The sequence below is a fragment of the Synechococcus sp. Cruz CV12-2-Slac-r genome, assembly GCF_024346075.1.
Lineage (GTDB): Bacteria > Cyanobacteriota > Cyanobacteriia > PCC-6307 > Cyanobiaceae > Synechococcus_D.
Map to the genome: position 1 here is coordinate 1 of NZ_JAGQEK010000068.1, position 9,232 is coordinate 9,232.

The window sequence follows — 9,232 nt, forward strand, 5'->3', positions numbered from 1 at the left end:
TTGGCCAAGAAGTGGGAGGTTGGGCGGCCCAATTGCGCAGCGCCGCCTCAAGAATCGAAGCGGGCTTTGAAGAATTACGGCAGATACCTTTAGGGGGAACAGCCGTTGGCACCGGCCTTGGCGCAAAGGCCGGTTTCGCTGCCGCTACCTGTGAATTGCTGAGCAGCTGGGAGGGGGTGAATTGGAGCTGCAATGGCAACCGTTTCGCCTTAATGGGTAGCCACGACGCCCTGGTGCAACAGATGGCTCGCCTGCGGCTACTGGCGGGGGCGCTTCATAAAATTGTGAACGACATTCGCTTGCTCGCTTGCGGACCACGGGCCGGATTAGCTGAACTGCTTCTGCCTGCAAATGAACCCGGCAGTTCAATCATGCCTGGCAAGGTGAATCCCAGCCAATGCGAAGCTGTGGCAATGGCTACTGCTCAAGTGATGGGCCTTGATCAAGCAGTTGCTATCGGTGGCAGTGGCGGCCACCTCCAAATGAATGTGTATAAGCCTCTAATAGCGCTTAATTTAATTCGTAGTGGTGAATTACTGAGCCAATGTTGCTATTCCCTACGGGTGCATCTTGTAGAAGGGATGAAATTAAATATCAACAAAGTTGAACATTATCGCGATCAATCCTTGATGCTTGTTACAGCCCTAGCACCAGTGATTGGCTACGACAAAGCAGCAAAAATTGCTCAACATGCCCATGCTGAAGGGCTTTCTTTACGGGAGGCCGCCCTCGCCCTTGATGCGATCAGCGCTGAAGCATTTGATCGCAATGTAAACCCAAAAGAAATGACCGCCACTCAAGATTAAAAGCGGCCCAGAAAAGCCAATGCCAGCCCGATTAATAAACTAAAAACCAAAGCGCCCCCAAGCAGCAATAGGGCAAACAACTCCCCTCCCGATAAAGCTCGGCGCTCGGGAATAATCGTTTGCTGGATTGAAACTTTACTTGAATCTTTACCTGAATTCTTGCTTAAATTTTTACTTTGATCTATGAATAAATCATTGAGTGTTGAATCGTATTTGCGTCTTTGTTCTGGATCGCTCAAAACTGCCATTGCATCTTGCAAAGCCCGAAAACGCTCACTAGCTTCAGCGGCCGGAAGCTCGGTGGTGTCTGGATGAAAGCGTTTGCTGAGGCTGCGAAAAGACGCCCTCAATTCATCCTGGCTGGCCTCCCGTTTTACGCCGAGCAGGGCATAAAGATTGATATGGGGGCCGGTGGAAGCCAAGCCGCTGGGTTCTGCTTGTTGCGATCCTAGGGAAACTTACTTTCCAAACCCTGAGCAACGATCTTCCCTGGGAGCTGCTGGGTTGGCAGCCAAACGAGCAACAGCTGCAGCAATTGCAACAGCTGCAGGTTTTATTGCGGCATTGGAACCAGCAACTAAATCTCACCCGGCTGGTAGAAGGGCCCGATTACTGGATCGGCCAAGTATTCGATAGCCTTTGGCCCCTTCAGCCCTGGTTATCGGGGGCCGCTGCACCAGCTGCAAACTCAAAAGGGTTTGGAGTGGTGGATGTGGGCACTGGTGGTGGCTTTCCAGGCCTTGCCATCGCAATCGCGCTCCCCAAGGCCCAATTAACCCTGGTGGATTCAGTTGGTAGAAAACTGGAAGCGGTAAGAGCAATGGCCCAGGAATTGGGGCTTGCAGAAAGGATTTTGCTGCGCTGCGAAAGAGCTGAAAAAAGCGGCCGAGATCCCAATTGCCGCGGCAAATTTCAATTGGCGGTAGCAAGGGCTGTAGCACCAGCTGCGGTGGTAGCTGAATACTTAGTGCCCCTACTGGCCCCAAATGCCACAGCTCTGCTTTATCGGGGGCAGTGGAATGCCGCAGATCAGCAAAAACTCTGTGAAATCTGCGCAATATTGCAGGCCAGGGCCGGGGAGCCCCAAGCCTTAGAGCTCCCTGAAGCCAGGGGCCAGCGGCACGTAATCCATCTAACCCCCAAAGGCCCTTGCCCGGCTGCTTATCCAAGGGCGGTGGGAATACCGGCAAAGCAACCCCTAGGGGGAGGCAACAACTAGCTCTAATTACCCAAACGTTGCAGGGCCATGCCACCAAGGTTTGCCTTGAGCTTGCGCAGGATTGCCGGAATTTCATCACGCCATGGGCTTTCAGCAAGGGCCGCCTTTAATTCCAGTTCAGATACCGAGCCCGCACTGGCAAGCGGCGCTTCAAATACATCAGCATTGTTACCTGGAAACCAATGATCACCCTGCCCTAGAAGGCCATAACGGGCCTTGCCATAACTCACTAAATCCCATGCCTGCAATAAGTTGTTAAGCCAAAGCAGCACTGGCAAGTTGATCTTGCCTGGGGTTTCTTGCCATCGAGGCAACCCCTGCTGCCAACTTTTTAGCCAAGCTTCACCAAGTGAATCCTCGAGGGCTTGCTGCAGCGAAGCCGAGATAGGAGGCAACAACTCATTGGCATTTGGCAACATTTTTACGGCTTTTAAATGTAAATCTAAATCTTCAACTTTTGCAGCCCCTACGCTAATGGTGTGAACCCTAGGATCACTCAAACAAAATAGATCATTAAATACAATCGGATGTAGAGGTTTGCAAAGTTGCTTTAAGCGTTTAGAAGGAGAGTGAAGATGGCCACCTTTATCGGTGGGGCTAATTAAAAAAATCCCCATATCTTGATCCCTAGCAGCATTTAAAGCGGGGCTATTATCTTGGCGAATGTAGTACCAATGGATATTTACGTAGGCAAAAGCGCCACTTGCGATTGCCATTTCAATCAATTCAAGCGGCCCATGGGTTGAAAAACCAACATGGCCAATACGGCCATCTTTTTGCCAACGCTGTATAACATCGAGGCATCCACCTGGCCGCAGGCATTGATCTAAATGTTCGGCAAGATTTATGCCATGCAAGGTGAGTAGATCAACCCTTTGCACCTGCAGCAAGTTGAAGCTGCGCTCCAGCTGCGATTCAAATATTTTTGAATCTGAATTAGGCGCAATTTTTGTTTGCAAAATTCGCTGCGGATCATGATATTTCGCCAATAATTGGCCAAGTTGCAATTCAGAACTGCCATAAAACCTTGCTGTTTCAATGTGGTGCATGCCAGCAGCCATGGCTGCTACAAGGATTTGCTCAAGGTTTTGCTGGCTTTCAAGCTTGATCTCAGCCGCAGGCAAATCACTCCAACTCTGTTGAAAACGCATTCCCCCAAGGCTCAACAGTGGCATTGCCAGCTCGGTTCTGCCAAAACGACGAGTGGGGATCATGGCTGGCTTACGGGCTAGGCAATTGCTCAAATGGCAGCCAATGGATGCAGTCCACCGGGCATGTGTCGATAGCTTCCTGCACCCGTTCAAGGCTGTCGCCGTTTTGTCTGATTACCCGCGATCTACCTCGATGGGGTTCCACTAAAAAAGTGTTGCAAGCCACATGGGCGCAATAACGGCAACCGATACAAACATCTTCATCAACCCAAATTGCCTCCTGGCGCAAACTACCCCCTAGCAGCGGTTCTTTACCTGTGCTGCTCTCGCCCGGCGCGGCAAGGGGTTGGGTTGCAAAAGCAATAGAAGGATCAATGCTCACGGCAAGCTTGGCAATCAACCCTGCCAGCGGGTAACTACCAGCTCAATGCTGCCATCAACACTTGCCCGTTGATCACTAACAACAAAGCCTTCGGCATTTGCACTACTAAGAATGCTATGCAGCGCGTATCTCTGGGTTAATTGGGCCATAAAGCGTTCCAAAGGAATTGGTAAGCGCCATAAATCAAGATCAGTTACCAACTCATAGCGTTTTTCAGTGCTGTTCCAACGAAATCCAATGTCGCCCCCTTCAGGCTGCGGGCAACAAAGATCAGCCAGTTCCGTTTGGCCTTGGTAGCCACGCAACAGCTGATTTACTTCAGTTGGTGTTTGGCCAATATCTTTTAGTGCTGCCAGCAATGCAGCACGATCGCGAAGCTCAGTTTTAATCGTGCTGAAGTGAGACATTACTGATTTGTTTTTGGTGAAGTTCTGCGGTAGCAGAAAGGTAATAATCGGAAGTGGAATTACAACGCTGAATGCTGCCTAACCTTGCTTCTATCAGCTTAGTTAACTGCAAACAGCCCTCCCCTTGCACGCCTTCAACAAGTTCTTCCACAACGCCGTTAGGGCGGATGCAAAAGCGTATCGTTTGTTGTGGCATAAGCGCTTCCTCGCTTGTAAGAGCTTACCCAATTTTATTTATTAGCTGCGATCAGACACGCGAGATCAAACCCAACCACTCTGCAAACGCGCCATAAGGGTTGGATCGTTTAACTGCTCAACTGCGTTTAAGGCGTCGTCCCTCACCCCGGAATCACTGTCGTGAAGGCAGGCCTGCACAAGCGCCTCCTTCATTTCCTCCTGCAGCTCTCTAGCTAGTTGCGATTCTGAATCTGCGATTAGTCGCCCCAAACTCCAGGCGCTGTTGCTTCGCACTGCAGGCTCGGTATCAATACGCAAGCTCAGGAGCAACTGGCGTGCCACTTCAGTTCGTTGCTCTTCGTTATTCAAGTTGCAATCAACGAGGGAGCTGGCGGCCCAAAGACGCACCGCAGCGATATCGGTGCTTAAGGCCTGAAGCAGTGCCGAAACCACCAGTGGATCGGCGTAGTTCCCAAGGGTCCAAGCGAGCGCTTTGCGCACAAACCCATTGCTCTCCAGCTGCAATTGAGGCAGCAAAATAGGTAATGCCTCTGGATTTGGATTGCGGCCAAGGGCATAAACAGCGCTCATGCGCAGAATTGGGCAACTACTTTTAAGCAAAGGCATCAGTAGCGGCAGCGCCCGGGGATCGCGGTGCTCACAAAAGAATTTCAACCCTTGCAATTGCTGTTCGTGATCTCCAGCTAAATCAATAAGAGCCTGATCCAGTAATTTTTGCTGCTGCTCATGCCCTTGGGGGCAATCGCTATCTTTCGGAATTAAATCAAGCGGATCAAGGGCCTCCTCCGCCTCCAACTCCTCTTCCAATAGAGCTAGCTCAATAACCAATTCACTGTGGTTAGTCATGGAGCTCAGGCCAGTGGCGCTGGCGCAGCCATATCACCGGGCAGCCAGATACGAGCGCTAACCGCAAAAAGCGCAGCTGAAAAAAGCAAAAGGATTAAAGCCGGCAGCAGCTTAGATCTAAAAAATGCCATCAAATTCACCTACGAATTGCATTCTATTCTCACTGTTGCAAAGCCCCTGTGCCGATGAATAATCCAAAAAATAATCGCGCCAGCAGTAAGCGCATTTTTACGGTGGGAATGGAGGGGGTGGCAAGCGGTGCTCCTTACATGGTGGGCAGCATATTGCTTCAAGGATGGCTCAGCGCAAGCAATATTCCTCGTCCTTTAATTGGCTTACTCCCCCTTGCTGAACTTCCATACACATTAAAAATGTTTTGGGCACCCTTGCTGGATCGCTGGCCCATTGCCTGGCCAGACCGCCGCAGGGGCTGGATTCTTGTTACACAACTGCTGCTGGCGCTGGTAATTGGCTCCATGGCGTTGTTGCAACCGAGCACAAACCCAAAAGCTCTAACCGCCATTGGTCTTGTGGCCCTAAGCCTGGCGATCTGCAGCGCCAGCCAAGACATTGTTGTGGATGCCTATCGCACTGATTTGCTACCAGAAGAGGAGCGGGGCGCTGGGGCCGCTAGCGCATCACTTGGCTATCGCGCTGCCGGTTTGGTAATAAGTTCTGGTGGCTTCTTACTCGCTGGCACCTATGGCTGGCCCGCTGCATTTATTGCAGCAGCAGGAATCATGTTGTTAGTGGTTCCTATCACTATTACGGCCCCAAGTGTGCCGCCTCTAAGCAAACCAGTTACAAGTTTGCGCCAGGCAATTATGGGCCCCGCCAAAGAATTCCTAAACCGAACTGGAGCGAATAAGGCGCCTATTTTATTGCTACTGGTGTTGCTTTATCGCTGGCCAGATGGATTATTAAATGCAATGGCTATTCCTTTTCTAAGCCGTAATGGATTCAGCGAAGCAACCATTGGTTTAGTTCAAGGGGCCTGGGGTATTGGCGCCACAATTTTAGGCACGATAGTTGGTGGCATTTTGTTTAGTTATCTCGGCATGAATCGCTCTCTTTGGATTTTTAGTGCCTTTGGGGCAGTTGGCAATTTGAGCTATTGGGCCTTGGCGCAATTTCAGGGGGGCACTTTTGCATTAATGCTGGCGGCAGCATTAGAAAATATTGGTGGCGGCATGGTGGGAGCGGCATTCGTGGCACTACTAATGAGCCTCTGTAACCCCCGTTATTCAGCTACTCAATACGCTTTGCTTTCCGGTGTTTACGCCTTGAGTCGTTCATTGTTATCTGCACCTGCAGGTTTGATAGCAGAACGGTTGGGATGGTCTGCTTTTTTTCTTTTTAGTGCAGCAGCAGCAATACCAGCATTCATATTGCTTGCCTATGTGGCGCCATGGCAGGAACGGGAAGCTAGGGGAGCTTTTGATCCAGCAAAAGATCAGATCTAAGTTGAAGCCAAATTATTGAAACGACGCCGTAATTGTCCGCAGGCTGCATCCGCATCAAGGCCGCGGCTAGCACGAACACTTACGGCAATTCCACGGCTTTGCAAATTACGCCTAAATGCCTCCACCGCAGCATTACTCGGGCGTTTAAATGTTTCTTCCTCGATCGGGTTATAAGCAATTAAATTTACATGGCTCTGAAAGCCGCTAACAAGATCAGCAAGGTCTAGGGCTTGCGCTGGATGATCGTTAAGACCACCTAACAAAATATATTCGAAACTTAATCTACGGCCAGTTGCAACAACATAGTCACGGCAATCAGAAAGCAGTTTCTCCAAAGGATAAGCATGGGCGGTGGGAATTAATTCCTCCCGCAACTGTTGATTTGGCGCATGCAAACTCACTGCAAGAGTGTATTGAGCTCGCCCTAAACGCTCTTGAGCAAGAGCAGCTAATTTTGGCAATGTGTTGGGAACACCAACAGTACTAATAGTGATTTGACGTTGAGCCATCCCTAAATCTGTACATAAGCAATCGATTGAAGCTAGAACTGCGTCGATATTTAATAACGGTTCACCCATTCCCATAAAAACCACATGGCTCGGACGTTGCTGCATCACCTCCCTCACACTTAAAACTTGATCAACAATTTCATGCACAGCAAGGGAACGCTGAAAACCACCCTTGCCGGTAGCGCAAAAACGACATGCCATAGCGCAACCCACCTGCGTGCTTACACATACCGTGAGTCGATCGGGATTAGGAATACCTACTGTTTCAATACTGAGGCCATCGTGGGTAGCAAGTAGCAATTTAGTGGTGCCATCAAGTGCAACATTGCGTTCTAATTCTCGGGAGCGACCGATCCAGTCAAAGGCATCTGCAGGAGGTTGTTCTAATAATTGTTGCCGAAATAATTTTGGCAACACCGAAACTTGATCGAGTTCACGCACACCCTTGGAATAAAGCCAATCGTGTAGTTGCCTTCCCCTAAAAGCGGCCTGTCCCCGTTCCTGCACCCATGCCTCAAGGGCTGCTCGACCCATCCCGAGCAGTGGGGGATTTAGGGCCAAACGAGTAAGCCGTGCTTCATCCAAATTTCAACTGCTAGCAAAGAAATAAAGCCAAGCATTGCAGCACGACCATTTAATAGCTCACAGTGGGTATGGAAACCAAATCGCGGTAACTGCCGTTTTGGTATCAAGGTGGGTTGCAAAGGTTGAGGCGTAGAAATCATTTGTTAGCTCTCCTCGCTTAGTAATCCCTCTTCCAATAAACCTTCGAGGGCTTCAGGATCTGGCAATAACTCTTCAGCACTTAATTCCTCACCTGCCGGACGGGCAAAAGCAGCAAAATTGCTACCTTCCGAAATGCCATGGCGGCTGCGAGTGGCTTGCATTTCATCGTCTGAAGGATCATCTAAAACAGCTGCACTTGGCTGAGGCAAGGGCATTTCAACGGTGTAATCGGGCCTAAGAGCACTAGCCCTTCTGTAGCTTGCATTCTCCTCATCGAGGATGTCTGGATGAGGACCAGCTTCTGCTTTTAGCTCCTCCTCAAACCCACTAAAACCAGTACCTGCTGGAATTAAACGGCCAATGATCACGTTCTCTTTCAAGCCACGTAACCAATCACTCTTGCCTTCAATTGCAGCTTCCGTAAGAACCCGAGTGGTTTCTTGGAAGGAAGCAGCCGATATAAAGCTATCGGTATTAAGAGAAGCTTTTGTGATACCTAGTAAAACAGGTGTAAATTCTGCGGGCGCACCGCCTGTGATGGCGATTGCTTGATTCACTTGATAAACCTGGCGTAACTCAATTAGCTCACCGGGCAGAAGAGTTGTATCACCTGCATCCTCAACTCGAACTTTATTAGTCATCTGGCGAACAATCACCTCAATATGTTTGTCGTCGATCGTTACCCCTTGAGATTTATACACATTTTGTACCTCTTGAACCAAAGCGGTTTGCAAACGAGATATCGCCTGATTTGCAGCATCCATCGAGGCATTGCGAGAACGCAAATCCTCAAATAGAACCTCCAGCAATTCATGGGGATTAATAGGCCCATCAGTGAGCAAATCACCAGATTCCACAAGCTGCTCATCGCTCACCATCACGGTGCGTCCGAGCAGGATTGGATATTCAGTACTTAACTCCTCACCTTCAACAACCGAAACTGTAGGTGAATCTTCATCTTCCTTTTGTTCGATTTTTACACTGCCCGCCTTCTTACATAACACTGCTGATTCACGGGGCCGGCGAGCCTCGAGCAATTCCTCAATACGAGGTAAACCCTGAACAATATCGCCAGTTTTTGCACGTTCAAAAACTAGCTGTGCCAGGGTGTCACCTCGCAAAACGAGATCACCATCGCGCACATGCAAGATTGAATCGGGCGAAACCATATAGGGCCTGCCTACTCGCAAACTTACAGATGTGGCTGTAATCAATTCCACCTGACCGCTGTGGGGTGCAACTAAATCATCTGAAAGAGGTTCACCTTCAACAATGCGCTGGCCGATAACGGCGGTGGGCTTACCTTGCAGAAGCTTTACTTCAAGTAAGTCGTCAGGCCTTTCAACAATCAAGCGCCTGATCGGTTCCCCCTCAACACTATCTGGAAGTTGAACAACACCGTCTTCCTTACAAAGAATTTGAACTGTTGCTACAACATCACCACGCTTGATTGAATCACCATCGGCCACTTTCACCTGAGTGTGGGTGGAACCATGGCTAGCGTCAGAGAGGGTATCGCGACGAA

Annotated in this window: 12 protein-coding genes; 3 read left to right on the forward strand and 9 right to left on the reverse strand. The window is 49.8% G+C overall.

Going from position 1 to position 9,232, the window contains the following annotated elements; all coding sequences use genetic code 11:
- On the forward strand, nt 1-806 hold an 806-nt coding region (locus KB557_RS06725), incomplete at its 5' end, for a lyase family protein (protein ID WP_255132561.1).
- Here the strand turns inward: KB557_RS06725 and KB557_RS06730 are convergent.
- Nucleotides 803-1,228, reverse strand: coding sequence for a J domain-containing protein (locus tag KB557_RS06730; protein WP_255132563.1), 426 nt, complete (start codon nt 1,226-1,228; stop codon nt 803-805). The two genes, KB557_RS06725 and KB557_RS06730, sit on opposite strands and share 4 nt — an antisense overlap.
- A gap of 50 nt (nt 1,229-1,278) precedes the next feature.
- Here KB557_RS06730 and KB557_RS06735 point away from each other — a divergent pair, with 50 nt between their 5' ends.
- On the forward strand, nt 1,279-2,025 hold the full coding sequence (locus tag KB557_RS06735; protein ID WP_255132582.1) for an RsmG family class I SAM-dependent methyltransferase: 747 nt from the start codon (nt 1,279-1,281) through the stop codon (nt 2,023-2,025).
- Nucleotides 2,026-2,027: 2 nt separating this feature from the next.
- On the opposite strand, the gene KB557_RS06740 is transcribed toward KB557_RS06735, so the two are convergent.
- From KB557_RS06740 to KB557_RS06760, 5 genes are all read right to left on the reverse strand, one after another.
- Complete coding sequence (locus KB557_RS06740) at nt 2,028-3,239, reverse strand: aldo/keto reductase (protein ID WP_255132565.1); 1,212 nt, start codon at nt 3,237-3,239, stop codon at nt 2,028-2,030.
- A 7-nt stretch (nt 3,240-3,246) separates the two neighbouring features.
- Nucleotides 3,247-3,558, reverse strand: a complete 312-nt coding sequence (locus KB557_RS06745) for a ferredoxin (protein ID WP_255132567.1) — start codon at nt 3,556-3,558, stop codon at nt 3,247-3,249.
- Nucleotides 3,559-3,572: 14 nt separating this feature from the next.
- Nucleotides 3,573-3,965: a DUF1257 domain-containing protein gene (locus KB557_RS06750; protein ID WP_255132570.1), complete on the reverse strand. Its 393-nt coding sequence runs from the start codon at nt 3,963-3,965 to the stop codon at nt 3,573-3,575.
- Complete coding sequence (locus tag KB557_RS06755) at nt 3,943-4,161, reverse strand: DUF2997 domain-containing protein (protein ID WP_255132572.1); 219 nt, start codon at nt 4,159-4,161, stop codon at nt 3,943-3,945. The genes KB557_RS06750 and KB557_RS06755 overlap by 23 nt, the downstream gene beginning before the upstream one ends.
- A 65-nt stretch (nt 4,162-4,226) precedes the next feature.
- Nucleotides 4,227-5,009, reverse strand: a complete 783-nt coding sequence (locus KB557_RS06760) for a HEAT repeat domain-containing protein (protein ID WP_255132574.1) — start codon at nt 5,007-5,009, stop codon at nt 4,227-4,229.
- A gap of 185 nt (nt 5,010-5,194) precedes the next feature.
- Between KB557_RS06760 and KB557_RS06765 the strand changes: the two genes are divergently transcribed.
- Nucleotides 5,195-6,472, forward strand: coding sequence for an AmpG family muropeptide MFS transporter (locus tag KB557_RS06765; protein ID WP_255132576.1), 1,278 nt, complete (start codon nt 5,195-5,197; stop codon nt 6,470-6,472).
- Here KB557_RS06765 and rlmN read toward each other — a convergent pair.
- The 3 genes from rlmN to KB557_RS06780 all read right to left on the reverse strand — a co-directional run.
- Complete coding sequence (gene rlmN, locus KB557_RS06770) at nt 6,469-7,515, reverse strand: 23S rRNA (adenine(2503)-C(2))-methyltransferase RlmN (protein ID WP_255132585.1); 1,047 nt, start codon at nt 7,513-7,515, stop codon at nt 6,469-6,471. The genes KB557_RS06765 and rlmN overlap by 4 nt on opposite strands.
- Nucleotides 7,516-7,532: 17 nt before the next feature.
- Nucleotides 7,533-7,706 (reverse strand): chlorophyll a/b-binding protein, encoded by a 174-nt coding sequence (locus KB557_RS06775; RefSeq protein ID WP_255132578.1) that lies wholly within the window; start codon nt 7,704-7,706, stop codon nt 7,533-7,535.
- 3 nt (nt 7,707-7,709) lie between these two features.
- On the reverse strand, nt 7,710-9,232 hold a 1,523-nt coding region (locus KB557_RS06780), incomplete at its 5' end, for a DNA-directed RNA polymerase subunit beta'' (protein ID WP_255132580.1).

Bases quoted from the DNA above. Each gene is read 5' to 3' on its own strand.
- rlmN (WP_255132585.1), bottom strand. From the start codon at position 7,515: ATGGGTCGAGCAGCCCTTGAGGCATGGGTGCAGGAACGGGGACAGGCC.
- KB557_RS06755 (WP_255132572.1), bottom strand. From the start codon at position 4,161: ATGCCACAACAAACGATACGCTTTTGCATCCGCCCTAACGGCGTTGTG.
- KB557_RS06740 (WP_255132565.1), bottom strand. From the start codon at position 3,239: ATGATCCCCACTCGTCGTTTTGGCAGAACCGAGCTGGCAATGCCACTG.
- KB557_RS06750 (WP_255132570.1), bottom strand. From the start codon at position 3,965: ATGTCTCACTTCAGCACGATTAAAACTGAGCTTCGCGATCGTGCTGCA.
- KB557_RS06760 (WP_255132574.1), bottom strand. From the start codon at position 5,009: ATGACTAACCACAGTGAATTGGTTATTGAGCTAGCTCTATTGGAAGAG.
- KB557_RS06775 (WP_255132578.1), bottom strand. From the start codon at position 7,706: ATGATTTCTACGCCTCAACCTTTGCAACCCACCTTGATACCAAAACGG.
- KB557_RS06765 (WP_255132576.1), top strand. From the start codon at position 5,195: ATGAATAATCCAAAAAATAATCGCGCCAGCAGTAAGCGCATTTTTACG.